17 protein-coding genes are annotated in these 16,474 nt (G+C 69.6%); 11 read left to right on the top strand and 6 right to left on the bottom strand.

Features of this window, described 5'->3' with window-relative positions; genetic code table 11:
* Positions 1–28: 28 nt before the first annotated feature.
* A complete protein-coding gene (locus ASG29_RS07355) occupies positions 29–673 on the bottom strand; it encodes a hypothetical protein (protein WP_235532821.1) in 645 nt (214 codons plus the stop codon).
* A 103-nt stretch (positions 674–776) separates the two neighbouring features.
* Here ASG29_RS07355 and ispH point away from each other — a divergent pair, with 103 nt between their 5' ends.
* The 3 genes from ispH to rnhA all read left to right on the top strand — a co-directional run bounded on the left by ispH (position 777) and on the right by rnhA (position 3,314).
* The gene (ispH, locus tag ASG29_RS07350; protein ID WP_055982470.1) at positions 777–1,739 is read left to right on the top strand and encodes a 4-hydroxy-3-methylbut-2-enyl diphosphate reductase; all 963 of its coding nucleotides are present in this window, start codon (positions 777–779) and stop codon (positions 1,737–1,739) included.
* A 166-nt stretch (positions 1,740–1,905) separates the two neighbouring features.
* A complete protein-coding gene (gene thrB / locus ASG29_RS07345) occupies positions 1,906–2,859 on the top strand; it encodes a homoserine kinase (RefSeq protein WP_055982468.1) in 954 nt (317 codons plus the stop codon).
* Complete coding sequence (gene rnhA / locus ASG29_RS07340) at positions 2,856–3,314, top strand: ribonuclease HI (RefSeq protein WP_055982466.1); 459 nt, start codon at positions 2,856–2,858, stop codon at positions 3,312–3,314. The genes thrB and rnhA overlap by 4 nt, the downstream gene beginning before the upstream one ends.
* A 102-nt stretch (positions 3,315–3,416) precedes the next feature.
* Here the strand turns inward: rnhA and ASG29_RS16385 are convergent, their stop codons facing one another.
* From ASG29_RS16385 to ASG29_RS07330, 3 genes are read right to left on the bottom strand one after another with little or no spacing between them, the layout of a single operon-like run.
* Complete coding sequence (locus ASG29_RS16385; RefSeq protein WP_082515821.1) at positions 3,417–3,590, bottom strand: YegP family protein; 174 nt, start codon at positions 3,588–3,590, stop codon at positions 3,417–3,419.
* A 24-nt stretch (positions 3,591–3,614) separates the two neighbouring features.
* Entirely contained in the window at positions 3,615–4,709 is a 1,095-nt protein-coding gene (locus ASG29_RS07335; RefSeq protein WP_055982464.1) for an NAD(P)/FAD-dependent oxidoreductase, read from the bottom strand.
* Positions 4,706–5,635, bottom strand: a complete 930-nt coding sequence (locus ASG29_RS07330) for an alpha/beta fold hydrolase (RefSeq protein WP_055982462.1) — start codon at positions 5,633–5,635, stop codon at positions 4,706–4,708. The genes ASG29_RS07335 and ASG29_RS07330 overlap by 4 nt, the downstream gene beginning before the upstream one ends.
* 51 nt (positions 5,636–5,686) lie before the next feature.
* Here ASG29_RS07330 and ASG29_RS07325 point away from each other — a divergent pair, with 51 nt between their 5' ends.
* The 8 genes from ASG29_RS07325 to ASG29_RS07290 are packed head-to-tail and all read left to right on the top strand — an operon-like array spanning position 5,687 to position 13,370.
* Positions 5,687–6,163 (top strand): prepilin peptidase, encoded by a 477-nt coding sequence (locus tag ASG29_RS07325; RefSeq protein WP_055982459.1) that lies wholly within the window; start codon positions 5,687–5,689, stop codon positions 6,161–6,163.
* A gap of 48 nt (positions 6,164–6,211) precedes the next feature.
* On the top strand, positions 6,212–7,243 hold the full coding sequence (gene cpaB, locus ASG29_RS07320; RefSeq protein ID WP_055982457.1) for a Flp pilus assembly protein CpaB: 1,032 nt from the start codon (positions 6,212–6,214) through the stop codon (positions 7,241–7,243).
* 1 nt (position 7,244) lies between these two features.
* Positions 7,245–8,981, top strand: coding sequence for a type II and III secretion system protein family protein (locus tag ASG29_RS07315; protein ID WP_055982454.1), 1,737 nt, complete (start codon positions 7,245–7,247; stop codon positions 8,979–8,981).
* A gap of 18 nt (positions 8,982–8,999) precedes the next feature.
* Positions 9,000–9,641, top strand: a complete 642-nt coding sequence (locus ASG29_RS07310) for a CpaD family pilus assembly lipoprotein (RefSeq protein WP_055982453.1) — start codon at positions 9,000–9,002, stop codon at positions 9,639–9,641.
* Positions 9,641–10,951, top strand: coding sequence for a pilus assembly protein CpaE (locus tag ASG29_RS07305; protein WP_055982451.1), 1,311 nt, complete (start codon positions 9,641–9,643; stop codon positions 10,949–10,951). The genes ASG29_RS07310 and ASG29_RS07305 overlap by 1 nt, the downstream gene beginning before the upstream one ends.
* A 2-nt stretch (positions 10,952–10,953) precedes the next feature.
* Positions 10,954–11,928 carry a type II secretion system F family protein gene (locus ASG29_RS07300; protein ID WP_055982448.1) on the top strand — a complete coding sequence of 325 codons (975 nt, stop codon included), beginning with the start codon at positions 10,954–10,956 and terminating at the stop codon, positions 11,926–11,928.
* 3 nt (positions 11,929–11,931) lie between these two features.
* Positions 11,932–12,936: a type II secretion system F family protein gene (locus tag ASG29_RS07295; RefSeq protein ID WP_200932393.1), complete on the top strand. Its 1,005-nt coding sequence runs from the start codon at positions 11,932–11,934 to the stop codon at positions 12,934–12,936.
* A 50-nt stretch (positions 12,937–12,986) separates the two neighbouring features.
* Entirely contained in the window at positions 12,987–13,370 is a 384-nt protein-coding gene (locus ASG29_RS07290) for a hypothetical protein (protein WP_055982446.1), read from the top strand.
* Positions 13,371–13,406: 36 nt separating this feature from the next.
* Here ASG29_RS07290 and ppdK read toward each other — a convergent pair whose 3' ends face one another.
* Entirely contained in the window at positions 13,407–16,109 is a 2,703-nt protein-coding gene (gene ppdK / locus ASG29_RS07285) for a pyruvate, phosphate dikinase (RefSeq protein ID WP_055982444.1), read from the bottom strand.
* Positions 16,110–16,185: 76 nt separating this feature from the next.
* Positions 16,186–16,474: DALR anticodon-binding domain-containing protein (locus ASG29_RS07280; RefSeq protein WP_268796216.1), on the bottom strand; the 289-nt coding region annotated here is incomplete at its 5' end.

The following is a 16,474-nucleotide window of genomic DNA, read 5'->3' as shown; positions in this document are numbered from 1 at the left end:
CCCGCCGATCGGGGAAAGGCGGGAAGCATCACCGCGTCGCGTTATACTTCAGCTGGTCCTGCGTCAGCTGGAACCCCACCAGCGCCTCGAAACTGGCGGCCAGCACCGCGGCGCGGACCTCGGGGGTGGCCAGCGGGTCGACCGCGGCGTCCTGGTCGCCCGCCTTGCGGCGGCGGGTCAGCTTCTCGCGCACGTCCTGCGGCAACGTCGCCAGCGCGCGCGAGACGACGGAGGTCGCCTCCGCGCTGCTCGTCGCGATCGGCTGCCCCGCCTCGAAGCGCAGGGCGACCTGCCCCACGCGCTTGGCCGCGACCTGGCCGCCGCCCCGCGTGATCGCGACGAAATAGGGCAGGACGACCTCGCGCGCGGGACCGGTCGCGGTGCGGCGCGCGCGCACGTCGAAGGTCACGCGCGTCACCACGTCGTCGCCGCTTTCGCTGCATTCCGACCGCACGTTGCTGATCGTGGCGGTGGTGTCGATCGCGCGCGCGTCCCGGCTGGCGCCGTCGAACAGCGTCACGTCGCCCGTCCCCGCGGGCACGCCCACGACCGGGCAGGCGGAGCGGACCGCGGTGATGCCGACGCCCTGCGACACGTCGATGTCGCCGGTCTTGGCGCATCCCGCGACGCCCGCGAGCAGCAGGATCGGGACGGCGAGCTTCTGGAACGTCACGGGCGGGGGTGTCCTTACGGCAAAAGCGACTGGCGCCGCACGGCGCGCGCGACTCATAGGAACCGGCTTTCGCCGGGGCAAGCATTCGCGTAAGTGCGCCGCCATGGCCGATATCGTTCAGGAACGCCGCCCGCTGGACCTGCTGATCGCCGCGCCGCGCGGCTTCTGCGCCGGCGTGGACCGCGCGATCCGCATCGTCGAACTCGCGATCGAGAAGCACGGCGCGCCCGTGTACGTCCGGCACGAGATCGTGCACAACAAATACGTCGTCGACACGCTGAAGGCGCAGGGCGCGGTGTTCGTCGAGGAACTGGACGAGGTGCCCGACGGCGCCCCCGTCGTCTTCAGCGCGCACGGCGTGCCCAAGTCGGTGCCCGCCGACGCGCAGTCGCGCGGGCTGGACTATCTCGACGCCACCTGCCCCCTGGTCAGCAAGGTGCATCGCCAGGCGGAGCGGCTGGTCGCGATGGGCCGCCACATCGTCTTCATCGGGCACCAGGGCCATCCCGAGGTCATCGGCACCTTCGGTCAGGTGCCCGCGGGCGCGATGACGCTGGTGGAGGATGTCGCGGATGCGGAGGCGCTGACGCCCGCGGACCCCGACAACCTGGCCTTCCTGACGCAGACGACGCTGTCGGTCGACGATACCGCCGCGGTGGTGGAGACGCTCCAGCGCCGCTTCCCGTCGATCCAGGCGCCCAAGGGCGAGGACATCTGCTACGCCACGTCGAACCGGCAGGCGGCGGTGAAGGCGATCGCGGCGGCGTGCGACGCGGTGCTGGTGATCGGCGCGCCCAATTCGTCCAACTCGGTCCGGCTGGTCGAGGTCGCGGAGCGGCAGGGCGTGCGCGCCGCGCTGATCCAGCGCGCCGCCGACCTCGACTGGTCGATGCTCGACGGCGTCGGCACGCTCGGCATCACCGCGGGCGCCTCCGCGCCGGAGGTGCTGGTACGCGAACTCGTCGCCTTGCTGTCGACCCGCTTCGACGTGACCGAGCGCGAGGAGGAGACGACGCGCGAGACGGTGGCGTTCAAGCTGCCCCGCGGGCTGGAAGCCGCCGCCTGATCTCCTCCCCTCCCTTTCAAGGGAGGGGATCGCGATCGGCATCTGTCCTACATGCACCCCATGTGGCACAGCTTCCCGGACCAATTTTCCACCGACCCCGCAATCCTCATCGTACACGCCCGACCATGCGACTTTCTGTGACCTTCCGAACCGGGAACCCTGCACCGTGGCCGTCTACACCCACGTTTCCGCCGAGGCGCTCGGCCGCTTCCTCGCCCGCTACGACGTAGGCGACCTCGTGTCGGCGAAGGGGATCGCGGAGGGGGTGGAGAACAGCAACTACCTCGTCGACACCACGCGCGACCGCTTCATCCTGACGCTGTACGAAAAGCGCGTGGCGGCGGGCGACCTGCCCTTCTTCATGGCGCTGCTCGATCATCTCGCCGCAAAGGGACTGCCCGTTCCGCCCGCGATCAAGGACCGCGAAGGCAGGGAGATACAGGAACTGGAGGGCCGCCCCGCCTGCCTGATCCGCTTCCTCCCCGGCGTGTCGCTGTCGCACCCCACCCCCGCGCAGGCCGATGCCGCCGCGCGCGCGCTCGGCGACATGCACCGCGCGGTCGCCGATTTCGCGCCCGTGCGCCCCAATTCCATGGGCCTTGCCGAATGGCGCCCGCTGCTCGACCGGTGCGGCCCCGGCATGGACGCGATCCGCCCCGGCCTCCACGCCCGCGTCGCCGCCGCGCTGGACGCGGTGGAGCGCGACTGGCCGCGCGACCTGCCCGTGGGCGCGATCCATGCGGATCTGTTTCCGGACAACGTGCTGATGCGCGGCGACACCGTCACCGGGCTGATCGACTTCTACTTCGCCTGCACCGACCTGCGCGCCTACGACGTCGCGGTCATGCATACGTCGTGGACCTTCGATGCGAAGGGGCGGAACCCCTCCGCCGCGATCGGGCGCGCGCTGCTCGACGGCTACGACGCCGCGTTCGGCCTGTCGCCCGCGGAACGCGCCGCGCTGCCCGTCCTCGCGCGCGGCGCCTGCATCCGCTTCCTGCTCAGCCGCGCGTGGGACTGGCTCAACACGCCGCCCGACGCATTGGTGATGCGCAAGGACCCGCTCGCCTATCTCGCCCGCCTCGACTGGTACGACGCCAACCCGGACGCCTTCGCATGACCGACACTGCCGAAATGACGAAGGTCGAGGCGTTCACCGACGGCGCGTGCAAGGGCAATCCCGGCCCCGGCGGCTGGGGCGTCGTCCTGCGCATGGGCACGACCGAGAAGGAATTGTCGGGCGGCGAGAACCCAACGACCAACAACCGCATGGAAATGACCGCGGCGATCCGCGCGCTCAATGCGCTGACGCGGCCGTGCCACGTCGTGCTGTCGACCGACAGCCGCTACGTCATGGACGGCCTGACGAAGTGGATAAAGGGCTGGCAGAAGAACGGCTGGAAGACCGCGGACAGGAAGCCGGTGAAGAACGCCGAACTGTGGCAGGAACTGCTCGTCGCGGCGAAGCCCCACCGCATCGACTGGCAATGGGTGAAGGGCCACGCCGGCCACCCCGAAAACGAGCGCGCCGACCGTCTGGCCAGCGACGCCGCGGTGGCGGCGGGGCGGCGATAGGAGGAAGCGCCCAACCTCCGTTCGGCCTGAGCGAAGTCGAAGGCTATGCGCGGGGCAAGGTGCTTCGACTTCGCTCAGCATGAACGCTGTTGAAGGAACACGTTATTCCTCGACCACCTCGGCGCCCGGCCCGTTCTTCAGGATCGACGCGATCGCATTGCGTGCCGACGCCTCGCTCGAATAACCCTCGGTCCAGAAGATCGTCTCGGAATTATACTTGAACTTGGCGACATACTCGCCGGCCTTGTTCCTGGAGATCACGAACTTGTGCGCCATCGTCACCCTCCCATTAATGGAATCCTACCTACGCCCGAAACGCGCCGGCGCATAGCGCGCCGGGTCCAGTCCCGCCGGGCAGGCGTCGCCCAGCAGCAGCGCGGCGCCCAACATCGCGGCAGCGGCGGCGGTCTGGATGCCGAACCCACCCTGCCCCGCGAACCAGAAGAAGCCCGGCGCGTGCCGGTCGAACCCATACACCGGCAACCGATCCGGCGCGAAGCTGCGCAGCCCCGCCCACGTCCGCTCCACCCTCGCCACGCGCCAGTCGACCAGATGCTCCAGCCGGTCGATCGCGATCGCGATGTCCAGCTCCTCCGGCTGCACGTCGTGCGCCTCGACCGCATGTTCGTCGTGCGGGCTCAGCCACAATCGCCCGCCCGGCTCCGGCTTGAAATAGAATTGGCCGCCCAGATGCGCGACATGCGGCACGCCCGCGGGCACCGGCGGATCGGGCATCAGCTGCACCATCGTGCGGCGATACGGCTGGATACCGATCGGCGCGACGCCCGCCGCCGCCGCGATCGCATCGGCCCATGCACCGCCCGCGTCGACCAGCACGTCGGCGGTGAAGTCCCCCGCGGTGGTCGCAAGGTGCCATCCCCCGCCGTCGCGCCGCGCCGAAACCAGGCGCGCATCCGTCACCGTTCGTCCCCCTGCGCGCCGGTGCCGCGCCAGCGCATCGGCGTGATAGCCCGCGGCATCGATATAGGCGCAGGTCGGCTCCCACACCCCCACGCTCCATTCCGGGCGCAGGCCGGGCACGCGCGCCAGCGGGTCGACGCGTTCCAGCGGGACGCCCGACGCGGCGAATTGCGCGATGAAGGCGTCGGCCAGCCCCGCCTCCGCCGCGGTCCCGACATGCAGCGACCCCAGGGGTTGCAGGAACCCGCCCGTCTCAAGCACCGGGCCCGACAGCGTGGTCAGCGGCTGGATCGCCGGGCCGCCGTAGGTTTCGGACCAGAACGCCGCGGACCGTCCGGTGGCGTGATATCCCGGCTGCGCCTCGGCCTCCAGCAGCAGGACGTTCGCCCTGTCCCCGATCGCCGCCGCCAGCGTCGCCCCCGCGATCCCCGCCCCGACGATCGCGATGTCCCGGCGCGCGTCCCCGACGCTCACGTCGCCACCTCGTCCAGGAACCCGTCGATCGCGGCCAGCGCGCGGTCGCGCACCGCATCCGCCTCGCGCAGGATCTCGTGCGCGCTGTCGAACCGCGCCAGTCGCGCGTGCGGCAATCGCGCCGCGACGGCACGCGCCGCGCGCGTGTCGACCAGCCGGTCGCGCTCCGCCACCAGCATCAGCGTCGGCGTCGCCACGAAGCGCAGCCGCGGATCGGCGCGCAACCGCGCCGTGGCGGCGAAGGCTTCCGCGATCCATGCCCAGCTGGGCGGGCCGAGGCGGATCGCGGGATCCTGCGCATACCACCAATCCTCGTCGTCGAAACGCGTGACGTCCGCGGTCAGCCGCCGCTGCCGCCGCGTCCGCGCCGCGGGATCGTCGCGCAGCCGCCACGCGCCGCGCGCCGGATCGCCGCGGTCGCGCAGGAACGCCGCCAGCCGCCCGCCGCCCCACGCTCCCAGCGGGGAGCGCAACCCCAGCATCGGCGCGACCAGGACCGCCGCGTCCGCCGCAATCCGCCGTTCGACCAGCGCGCGCAGGACCAGATAGCCGCCCATCGAATGCCCGACCACGACATGCGGCCCGGCGCGTGTGCCCGCCCAGTCGCGCCAGAAGCCGGCGAGGTCGTCGACCAGCGGCGCGAAGTCGGTCGCATGTCCCACCAGCGGATCGGGAGACATCCGCCCCGACCCGCCCTGCCCGCGCCAGTCGAACGAGCTGACCGACCAGCCGGCGCGATGCCAGTGGTCCAGCGTCTCCAGGTATTTCTCGAACACGTCGGCGCGCCCGCCCAGGAACAGGATCGATCCGCGCGTGCCGCCCGCCCGGTCGAACCGCCGCACCGGCCAGCCGTCCGCCGCCCGCCATCGCGCCACGGTCGCGTCCGCGGGCAGCGCGCGGCGCGGGTTGAACGGGTCCGTGGTCATCGCGCGGTCATGGTTACGGTTTCCTAAGCCATCCCGTCTACCCGTCGAGGGATGACATGGTCGATTCTGTCCTGGCTCCTGCCCGCGACGATGGGCGCACTGCTGCTGTCCGCCGGCATCGAGGATGCCCGCACGCGCGAGATCGCGAATGGGAAGAACGCCGCAATCGCGCTGCTGGCGCCGTTGTGGTGGGTGTCGATCGGGCTCGATCCGTGGCCCGGCATGGCGATCCAGCTGGGCGTCGCCGCCATCGCCTTCGCCTTCTTCGTCGGCGCTTTCGCCCTGGGGCAGATGGGCGGCGGGGACGTGAAGATGATCGGCGCGCTGGCGCTGTGGCTGACGCCTGCGAACCTGATGTCGATGCTGATGGTCATGGCGATCGTCGGCGGCGTCCTGACGATCCTGTTCCTGATCGAGAACCGCGTGAAGCGCGGGGACCGCGGCGGGATCGAGGTGCCCTACGGCGTCGCGATCGCGATCGCGGGGCTGCTCACGCTGCGCGAACCGCTTCTTAACCAATTTACGTAATCATGGGGCTTGAGAAAAAGTCGGCCTTTTTCCGAGGCAAGGGGCATCATGGATAGTCGCAAGATCATATTGCTGGTGGGGGCGCTCTTCGTCGCCGGGATCACCGCCTTCGTCGCGCGCTCGCTGGTTTCCGGCGCTCCCGCGCCGCAGGCCGCCGCCGCGACCGCGCCCCCACCCGTCATCGACGGGCCGGAGGTGCTGGTCGCCACCCGCGCGCTGCCCGTCGGCACGATCCTGGACGCCAGCGCGCTGAAGTTCCAGCCGTGGCCCAAGGAAATGGTCGAGAACGCCTATTACAAGCGGCAGGACACCGATTTGTCGAAGCTGCTGGGCACCGTGGTGCGCAACGCCATCACCGCCGGGCAACCGGTGACGCAGGGCGCGCTGGTGAAGCCCGGCGACCGCGGCTTCCTGGCCGCAGCGCTCGGGGCGGGCATGCGCGCGGTGACGGTGCCCGTGTCGGCGCAGACGTCCGTCGCGGGCTTCGTCTTCCCCGGCGACCATATCGACCTGATCCTGACCCAGTCGATCGAGGGCGGCGGCGACGGTCCGCCGCTGAAGGCCAGCGAGACGATCGTGCGCAACCTGCGCGTGCTCGCCACCGACCAGCGGACCGGCGACCAGAAGGATGCCGAGGGGAATGTCGTCGTCACCACCTTCTCGACCGTCACGGTCGAGGCGACGCCGAAGATCGCGGAACAGATCGCGGTCGGGCAGATGATCGGCACCCTGTCGCTGTCGCTGCGCTCGATCGCGGACAATCAGGGCGAGCTGGAACAGGCCATCGCATCGGGCGCGATCAGCGTCGGCGACGGCAAGGATCCGAAGGCGGAAAAGGCGATGTTCGCGCGCCTCGCCAGCACGCCGCAATCGGGCAACGCCCCGTTCGTCGTCGGCGCGGACGTGTCGCGCTTCCAGCGTCGTACCGTCCCTGCCCGCAACGCGGCCATCGGCGGTCCCACCGCGGCGGTGCAGGCCGATCCCGCGATGGGCACTGCCGCACCGGCACGCAAGGGGCCCGTCGTCCGCGTCGTCCGCGGCAACGCGGTCGCCGAAGTTTCCCTGGAAGGGAAGAACTGACATGCGCCTCCACACCCTCCTCGCGCGATCCGCCGCCGTCATGGCGATGGCCGCGGTCGCGCTGCCCCCGGTGGGCGCCGCCGCCGCCCCCGCCGCGGCGAAGCGCGCGGGCCGCCCCGCCCGTATCGGCATGCCCCCCGCAGGCGTCACCCGCCCCGCGATCGAGAAGCGGCTGTCGGTCGGCGAGGGCGAGCTCATCACCCTCCCCTCCAGCGTCGTCGACGTGTGGACGTCCAACCCCGGCGTGGCCGACGTCTATGTCGCCAATCCGCGGCAGATCCACCTGTTCGGCAAGGATTTCGGCGATTCGACGGTGTTCGCCACGGACGCGTCGGGCGGGGTCGTCTATTCCGCGCTGATCCACGTGGCGCAGAATTCCACGTCGCTGGACCGGATGATGAAGGCGGCGATGCCCGATGCCGATATCCGCGTGACCCAGGTGGGCCAGATCGCGGTGCTCAACGGGACCGTGGCCAGCCCGGAGGACAGCGCGCAGGCGCAGAGCCTGGTCACCAGCCTGCTGAACCCCGGCGTCAACATGTCGGGGGACAATCCGTCGCTGAAGATCGCGGTCGTCAACCGCCTGCGCACCGCGACGCCGTTGCAGGTCAACCTCCAGGTCAAGTTCGCGGAGGTCAGCCGCAGCTTCCTGAAGAACATCGGCAGCAACCTGCTGACCCGCGACACGACGGGCGGGTTCCAGTTCGGCGTCGCCTCCGGCCGCGCGCCCGGCACCATCGGCAATTTCGACACGTCGCGGCTGCCCTTGCTCGACGCCTCGGCGCGCTACGGCCTGCCCGCAGGGTCGTTGCAGCTGCCGTTCGATCCGAAGACGGGGCAGTTCGTCCTGCCCAATTCGGGCAGCGCCTATTCCTTCACCAAGGACAGCGGCGGCACGCGTTCGTCGATCGGCCTTGCGGGCAAGCTGCTGGGTCTGGACGTCCTGTCCGCGATCGACCTGGGCGAACAGAACGGCCAGGTCACGACGCTGGCCAACCCGAACCTGACCGCGCTGTCGGGCGAGACGGGCACGTTCCTGGCGGGTGGCGAGATCCCGATCCCGATCAGCCAGGCGCTGGGCACCGTCACCGTCGAGTACAAGGAATTCGGCGTCAGCCTCGCCTATACCCCCACCGTCCTCGCCGACGGCCGCATCTCGTTGCGCGTCCGGCCGGAGGTGTCGCAGCTCGACTATTCCAACGCGGTCCCGCTGGGCGGCACGCGCATCCCCGCGCTCACCACGCGGCGTGCGGAAACGACGGTGGAGCTGGGTTCGGGCCAGAGCTTCATGATCGCGGGCCTGATGTCGAACACCCACAACAACTTCTTCGACAAAACGCCGGGCATCGGCGACGTCCCGGTACTGGGGGCATTGTTCAAGTCGAACGCGTTCCAGCGCAACGAAACCGAACTGGTCATCATCATCACGCCGTATCTGGTGAAGCCGACCAACGCGAACGACATCGTGCTGCCGACCGACGGATACAAGGCACCGACCGATCTTCAGCGCGTACTGCTGGGACAGCTCCAGTCCGGGCAGACCGGCGGCGAGCGACCGAAGCCCGTGATGCAGGTCGCCCCGGCGGTCGCGCCCGCGATCGGTGCCGCGGCGGCGCTGCCCGCGCTCCCCGCCCCGGCTCCCCAGCCGGACCGCCCGGACCGCCCCGACCGCAAAGCCGTGAAGCCAGCCGATCGCAAGGGCGCCGCCGCGCCCGCGCCCGGCTTCTCGATCAACTGATCCGAACGCGAGGCTGACATGCTCCACTTCAAGCGCCCGCTGCCCCTGTTCCTCCTGCTCGCCCCCCTGGCGGCGTGCGGCACGTCCAATCGCGGGCTCGAATCGGTCCATCAACCGGTGGTCCAGCGCAGCGACTATGCCATCGACGTCGCCACGCAATCGGGTGCGCTCGCCCCCGGCGAGGCGCAGCGGCTCGGCGGCTGGATGGAGGCGATGCGCCTCGGCTACGGCGACGTCGTCGCGCTCGACGACCCGAACGGCACCGGCCGCGGCGCGCACGACGATGTGCAGGCGGTCGCGGCACGCTACGGCCTGCTGGTCGGTGCCGCGGCGCCCGTCACCAACGGCCCGATCGCGCCGGGAACGGTCCGCATCGTCGTCAGCCGCACGCGCGCGATCGTGCCGGGGTGCCCCGATCATTCGCGCATGAACGACCCCAATTTCAACGCGCACACCGCGTCCAACTACGGCTGCGCCAGCAACACCAACCTGGCCGCGATGGTCGCCAACCCGGCGGACCTGGTCCGCGGGCAGCCGGGCGCGCTCGCCTACGAGGGCCGGACCGGCACGCGCGCGATCGGCATGCTGCGCGCCGCCACGCCGACCGGCGAAGGCGGCGGGTGGCTGAAGGGCAAGGCCGAGAGCGCGGGAGGAAAGTAATGAACGCACCCTGGAAATCCGGCGGCGTCGGCACGCGCGCCCCGTTCATCGCCTTCACCTGCGACGATCTGTCCGCGGATGCCATCCGTCCGATCGCGACCGAAATGGGCTGGCCTGCGGAGAACGTCTACAAGGGCGGGCTGCGCAACGCCGTGCAGACGCTGTCGGTGTCGTCCAGCCCGCACATCCTGTTCGTCGACCTCGCCGAATCGGGTGATCCGCTGACCGACATCAACGGACTGGCGGAGGTGTGCGAACCCGGCACGATCGTGATCGCGGCGGGGCAGATCAACGACGTGCGCCTGTACCGCGACCTGCTGGCCAGCGGCATCCAGGACTATCTGCTGAAGCCGTTCACGCCCGACGCGCTGCGCGACGCGTTCGCACAGGCGCAGGCGATCATCAGCGCGCCCAAGGTCGCCGACATCGGGGGCGACCGGCCGCATTGCGCGACCGCGGTCATCGGCGTGCGCGGCGGCGTGGGCGCGTCCACGATCGCGACCTCGCTCGCCTGGCTGATGAGCGACCGCGACAAGCGCAGCACCGCGCTGCTGGACCTCGACGTCCATTTCGGCACCGCGGCCCTGTCGCTCGACCTGGAACCGGGCCGTGGCCTGACCGACGCGATCGAGAATCCCAGCCGCATCGACGGCCTGTTCATCGAACGCGCGATGGTGAAGGCGAGCGAGAATCTGGCGGTCCTGTCGGCGGAAGCGCCGATCGCCACGCCGATCATGACCGACGGCGCCGCCTTCTTCCAGTTGCAGGAGGAGATGCGCAACGCGTTCGAATGCACCGTGGTCGACCTGCCGCGGCAGATGCTGGTGCAATATCCGCACCTGCTGTCCGATATCGACGCCGCGGTGCTGGTGACCGAGCTGACGCTGGCGGCCGCGCGGGACACAATCCGCCTGATCTCTTGGCTGCGTTCCAACGCGCCCGGGGTGCAGGTGACGGTATTGGCGAACAAGATGCACCCCGGCACCGGGCCCGAAATCTCGCGCAAGGATTTCGAGGGGTCGATCGAGCGCAAGATCGACATGGTCCTGCCGTACGACCAGAAACTGGCGGCGCAGGCGGCCAAGCTGGGCAAGCCGTTCGCGGAGGCGGGCAAGACGTCCAAGACGGTCGCGCCGCTCGTCGCGCTCGCGCGCCAGTTGCTGGCATCGGGGCCGGACGACGACGATGCCCCCGTCGGCAAGGGCGGCCGCGCGAAGGGCGGGCCGTCGCTCCTCGCCAAGTTCACCGACCTGAAGGGCCTGGTGGCGCGGAAGGACGGCGGCAAGAAGGCGGGCGGGCCGAAGGGCTGACCATGCCGATCATGCCCCTCCTCCTCCTCGCGCTCGGCGCGCTGGCCACGCTGGGCCTGATCGCCTTCGCGCTCGCGGGGCCGTCGGCGCAGAAGGCCGGCACGCGCCGGCTGAGCGCCCTGCGCGAACGCCATTCCGCCTCTCCCGGCAATGCGGTCGAGGCGCAGATGCGGCGGATCACCGGGCGCGGTGCGACCAAGACCGATCAGGCGATGCTGCGGCTGCTGCCCAATCCGGCGCAGTTGCAGAAGCGGTTGCACATGACGGGCAAGACCTGGACCGTGGGACAATACGGCCTGACCACGCTGGGCATGACGCTGGGCATGATGGTGCTGCTGCTGCTGAAGGGGCTGCCGTTCCTGCTGGCCCTGTTCGTCGGCCTGTTCGTCGGTGCGGGCCTGCCGCACTGGTGGGTCGGGCGCGTCATCAGGAAGCGGCTGGCGAAGTTCAACGCGAAATTTCCCGACGCGATCGAACTGCTGGTCCGCGGCCTGCGGTCGGGCCTGCCGATCTCGGAAACGATCGCGGTCGTCGGGGCCGAGGTCGACGGACCGGTGGGCGAGGAGTTTCGCGCGGTATCGGACAAGATGCGCATCGGCCGGACGATGGACGTGGCGTTGCAGGAGACGGCGGATCGGCTGGGGACGGCGGAATTCCAGTTCTTCGTCATCACGATCGCGATCCAGCGCGAAACCGGCGGCAATCTGGCGGAAACGCTCCAGAACCTGGCGACCGTGCTGCGGCAACGGATGCAGATGAAACTGAAGATCCGCGCGATGTCGTCGGAATCGAAGGCGTCGGCCTATATCATCGGGTCGCTGCCCTTCATCGTGTTCGTGCTGATCTGGACCATCAACGGCAATTACATGCAGACCTTCTTCATCGACCAGCGCCTGATCGTCGCGGGCCTGGGCGGGATGGTGTGGATGTCGATCGGCGCCTTCATCATGTCCAAGATGATAAGCTTCGAGATCTGATCGATGGAACCTGCTTCCCCCAAGATCCTGGGCGTCGACGTCTATTACGTCGCCACGTTGCTGTCCGCCCTCGCGGCGGCGGCGACGTTCTTCGCGATCTACGTCGGCCTCAGCGTTCGCGATCCGATGACCAAGCGGGTCAAGGCGCTGAACGATCGTCGCGAACAGCTGAAGGCCGGCATCACCGCCTCCACCAGCAAGCGGCGCGCGAAGCTGGTCCAGCAGAACGACACCGCGGACCGGCTGCGCACCTTCCTGACCTCGTTCCGGATGCTCCAGGACGAGCAGGTCAAGGCGGCGCAGCAGAAGCTGCTTCAGGCGGGCATCCGCAAGAAGGAATGGGCGGTCGCGGTCATCTTCGGCCGGCTGATCCTGCCGATCGTCTTCGGCGGCCTGATGGTCCTGTACGTCTACGCCCTGGACGCCTTTCCGGAATGGGGGCCGTTGAAGAAATACGGCCTCGTCGCGGTCACCTTCATCCTGGCCTACAAGGCGCCCGACATCTACCTGAAGAACAAGATCACGAAGCGCACCGACGCGATCCGCAAGGGACTGCCCGACGCGCTCGACCTGCTCGTGATCTGCGCCGAGGCGGGGTTGACCGTCGACGCCGCCTTCCATCGCGTCGCCAAGGAGCTGGGCAAGGCTTATCCCGAGCTGGGCGAGGAATTTGCGCTGACCGCGATCGAGCTGGGCTTCCTGACCGACCGGCGGCAGGCGTTCGAGAACCTGGCGCATCGCGTCGCGCTGGACGCGGTGAAGGGGGTCGTGACGACGATGGTCCAGACCGAGAAATACGGCACCCCGCTCGCCAGCGCGTTGCGCGTCCTGTCGGCGGAATTCCGCAACGAGCGGATGATGCGCGCGGAGGAAAAGGCCGCGCGGCTGCCCGCGATCATGACGGTGCCGCTGATCCTGTTCATCCTTCCGGTGCTGTTCGTCGTCATCCTTGGCCCGGCGGCCTGTTCGATCAGCGACGCCTTCGCCCCCGGTGCGCCGGGGCAGTAGGAACGCGGACCGGCCACCATCGTTATGCGCCCGTAACAGGGAGAGCCACGATGTTGTTCACGACGCCCACGCAATGGTTCGCGGTCGCGGTCGCGCTGGTCGCAGGCTGGCTGTTCGGGCTGGCGAGCCACCCGGGCGGGAAGAAGTGGAAGGCGCGCTATCTGGCCGAGCGCGATGCCCATGCCGACACCACGAAGCGCGCGACGGAACTGGAGCGCGATCGCGGGACGTGGGATCGCGAACGCACCGACTGGGAGCGCCAGCGGGCGGACTGGGAACGCGACCGCGCCGAGCGGGAGCGCGAGCGCGCGGCAGCTCCGGTGGTCGTCGAGGAGCGTCCCGTCGCGGCGAGCAGCCTTGGCACCGGCGGCATCTTCTCCCGCCCCGCGGCGGACCCCGCGGTTCGCGACGAGGATCGCGACCGGCGGATATAAGCGCTCCCCGGCGACGGCCGGGGGCGCACCCTTCGTTCAGCCGCGCGCCTTGAGCGCCGCCTGCGCCGCGGCGAGGCGGGCGATGGGCACGCGGAACGGGCTGGCACTGACATAGTCCAGCCCGACCTTTTCGCAGAAGGCGATCGAGGCGGGATCGCCGCCATGCTCGCCGCAGATGCCCAGCTTTATCCCCTCGCGCGTCGCGCGCCCGCGCTCGGCGGCGATCTCGACCAGTTCGCCGACGCCCTCGACATCCAGGGTCACGAACGGATCGCGGGCGTAAATGCCCTTTTCGACGTACACGCCCAGGAAGCGGCTGGCGTCGTCGCGGCTGACGCCCAGCGTCGTCTGCGTCAGGTCGTTGGTGCCGAACGAGAAGAATTCGCCGACCTCCGCGATCTCCCCGGCGCGCAGCGCGGCGCGGGGCAGTTCGATCATCGTGCCGACAAGGTATTCGATCCGCCGGCCGCGTTCGGCGAAGACGACCTCCGCGGCCTTGTCGACCACCGCCTTCATCAATTCCAGCTCGCGGCGGGTCGCCACCAGCGGGATCATGATTTCCGGCACCGGGGCGTCGCCGCGTTCGGCGACGTCGATCGCGGCCTCGAAGATCGCGCGCGCCTGCATCTCGTAGATTTCGGGATAGGTGACGCCCAGGCGGCAGCCGCGATGGCCCAGCATGGGATTGAATTCGTGCAGCTCGGCGGCGCGGCGCTTCAGTTGCTCGACCGCGACGCCCGCGGCCTCCGCCACCTCGGCGAATTCGCTTTCCTCGTGCGGCAGGAATTCGTGCAGCGGGGGATCGAGCAGGCGGATCGTGACGGGCAGGCCCGCCATCACCTCCAGAATGCCGACGAAGTCCGCGCGCTGCTCGGGCAGCAATTTGTCGAGCGCGGCGCGGCGTCCCTTCTCGTCCTCCGCCAGGATCATCTGGCGCACCGCGGTGATGCGCGCGGCGTCGAAGAACATGTGTTCGGTCCGGCACAGCCCGACCCCCTCCGCGCCGAAATCGCGCGCGGTCCGGCAATCCGCGGGGGTTTCCGCATTGGCGCGCACCTTCAGCCGGCGATAGGCGTCGGCCCATTCCATCAGCGTGCCGAAATCGCCCGCCAGTTCGGGCTGGATCGTCGCGACCTCGCCCGCCATCACCTCGCCCGTGGTGCCGTCGATCGTGACGGTGTCGCCCTCGCGGATCTCGCGCCCGGCGACGCGCAGGATGCGGTCCTTCGCGCTGATCGACAGCGCCCCCGCCCCCGACACGCAGGGGCGACCCATGCCGCGTGCCACCACGGCGGCGTGGCTGGTCATCCCGCCGCGCGCGGTCAGGATGCCCTTCGCCGCGTGCATCCCGTGGATGTCCTCGGGACTGGTTTCGGTCCGGATCAGCACTACCGCCTTGCCGTCCGCGGCCCAGCGTTCGGCGGTGTCGGCATCGAACACCGCCGCCCCGCTCGCCGCGCCGGGCGAGGCGGGCAGGCCCTTCGTCAGCACGTCGCGCACCGCCTTCGGATCGAGCGTCGGGTGCAGGAGCTGGTCGAGCATCGCGGGATCGACGCGCAGGATCGCCTCCTCGCGGCTGACCAGCCCTTCCTCCGCCATGTCGACCGCGATCTTCAGCGCCGCCTTCGCGGTGCGCTTGCCCGAGCGGGTCTGGAGCATCCACAATTTGCCGCGCTCGACGGTGAATTCGATGTCCTGCATGTCGCGATAATGCGTCTCGAGCCGGTCGAACACCGCGGCCAGCTCGCCATAGACCTCCGGCATCGCCTCTTCCATCGAGGCCGGCTTCGCGCCCGCCGCCTCGCGCGCCGCCTTCGTCAGATATTGCGGCGTGCGGATGCCCGCGACGACGTCCTCGCCCTGTGCGTTGATGAGGAATTCGCCGTAATAGGCGCGGTCGCCCTTGCTGGGATCGCGGGTGAAGGCGACGCCGGTGGCGCTGGTTTCGCCCATGTTGCCGAACACCATCGCCTGCACGTTCACCGCGGTGCCCCAGTCGCCGGGGATGTCGTTCAACCGGCGATAGACCTTCGCGCGTTCCGACTGCCACGATCCGAACACCGCGCCGACCGCGCCCCACAATTGGTCGTGGACGTCCTGGGGGAAGGGTTTGCCCCATTCCTTCGCGACGAGGTCCTTGTATTCGGCGACCAGCGCCTTCAGGTCGTCGGCGCTGAGTTCGGTGTCGAGGGTGAAACCCTTGTCCTCCTTCGCGATCTCCAGCGCTTCCTCGAACGCGCCGTGGTCGAGTTCGAGGACGACGTCGGCGTACATCTGGATGAAGCGGCGATAGCTGTCCCACGCGAAGCGGTCGTCGCCGCTGGTCGTGGCGAGGCCGACGACGGTTTCGTCGTTGAGGCCGAGGTTCAGGACTGTGTCCATCATGCCGGGCATCGACACGCGCGCGCCGGAGCGGACCGACACCAGCAGCGGATCGGCGGCGTCGCCGAACGACTTGCCGGTGATGCGTTCGATATGCGCGATCCCCTCGGCCACCTCCGCCTTCAGCGAATCGGGGAACGCCTGCCCCTCGTCGTAATATCGCGCGCACATCTCGGTCGAGATCGTGAAGCCGGGGGGCACGGGCAGGTCGATCGAGGCCATCTCGGCCAGGTTCGCGCCCTTGCCGCCGAGCAGGTTGCGGACCGCGGCGACGTCCTGCGCGCTTTTCGCGACGCCGTCGCCCGCCTTGCCCTCGGCCACGCCGCCGCCGAAACGGTATACGTATTGCTGTGTCATGGGGTGGCCAAGTCCTTGATCTTGCGTGTCGCGGAACCGCGAATGTTGCGAATGTTGAATCGATCGGGGGGTATCGTCAGCCCTCGATCTTCGAGAAATCGGCGACGTTATGCACCGCGGCGCGGACGCGGGCGAGCAGCGCGAGGCGTGCCGCACGCTTGTCGGGCGCGGGGTCGTTGACGGTCACGGTGTCAAAGAACGCATCGATCGGCGCGCGCAGCGTGGCGAGCGCGGCCATCGCGCCCGCGAAATCCTCCCGCGCCACCGCGGCGGCAGCGGCGGGTTCGGCAGCGTCGAGCGCGGCGATCAGCGCGGTTTCCGCTATTTCGGGGGTGTAGGACAGGGAAACCTGCTCCCTCTCCCCT

Origin of the sequence: Sphingomonas sp. Leaf412 (assembly GCF_001425405.1) — a bacterium.
Taxonomy (GTDB): domain Bacteria; phylum Pseudomonadota; class Alphaproteobacteria; order Sphingomonadales; family Sphingomonadaceae; genus Sphingomonas.
This window is presented reverse-complemented; position numbering and strand designations above follow the sequence as displayed.

Coding starts and splice junctions, on each gene's coding strand:
- ispH (WP_055982470.1), top strand. CDS start 777: ATGGCCGATATCGTTCAGGAACGCCGCCCGCTGGACCTGCTGATCGCC.
- rnhA (WP_055982466.1), top strand. CDS start 2,856: ATGACCGACACTGCCGAAATGACGAAGGTCGAGGCGTTCACCGACGGC.
- ASG29_RS16385 (WP_082515821.1), bottom strand. CDS start 3,590: ATGGCGCACAAGTTCGTGATCTCCAGGAACAAGGCCGGCGAGTATGTC.
- ASG29_RS07330 (WP_055982462.1), bottom strand. CDS start 5,635: ATGACCACGGACCCGTTCAACCCGCGCCGCGCGCTGCCCGCGGACGCG.
- ASG29_RS07325 (WP_055982459.1), top strand. CDS start 5,687: ATGACATGGTCGATTCTGTCCTGGCTCCTGCCCGCGACGATGGGCGCA.
- cpaB (WP_055982457.1), top strand. CDS start 6,212: ATGGATAGTCGCAAGATCATATTGCTGGTGGGGGCGCTCTTCGTCGCC.
- ASG29_RS07315 (WP_055982454.1), top strand. CDS start 7,245: ATGCGCCTCCACACCCTCCTCGCGCGATCCGCCGCCGTCATGGCGATG.
- ASG29_RS07310 (WP_055982453.1), top strand. CDS start 9,000: ATGCTCCACTTCAAGCGCCCGCTGCCCCTGTTCCTCCTGCTCGCCCCC.
- ASG29_RS07305 (WP_055982451.1), top strand. CDS start 9,641: ATGAACGCACCCTGGAAATCCGGCGGCGTCGGCACGCGCGCCCCGTTC.
- ASG29_RS07300 (WP_055982448.1), top strand. CDS start 10,954: ATGCCGATCATGCCCCTCCTCCTCCTCGCGCTCGGCGCGCTGGCCACG.
- ASG29_RS07295 (WP_200932393.1), top strand. CDS start 11,932: ATGGAACCTGCTTCCCCCAAGATCCTGGGCGTCGACGTCTATTACGTC.
- ASG29_RS07290 (WP_055982446.1), top strand. CDS start 12,987: ATGTTGTTCACGACGCCCACGCAATGGTTCGCGGTCGCGGTCGCGCTG.
- ppdK (WP_055982444.1), bottom strand. CDS start 16,109: ATGACACAGCAATACGTATACCGTTTCGGCGGCGGCGTGGCCGAGGGC.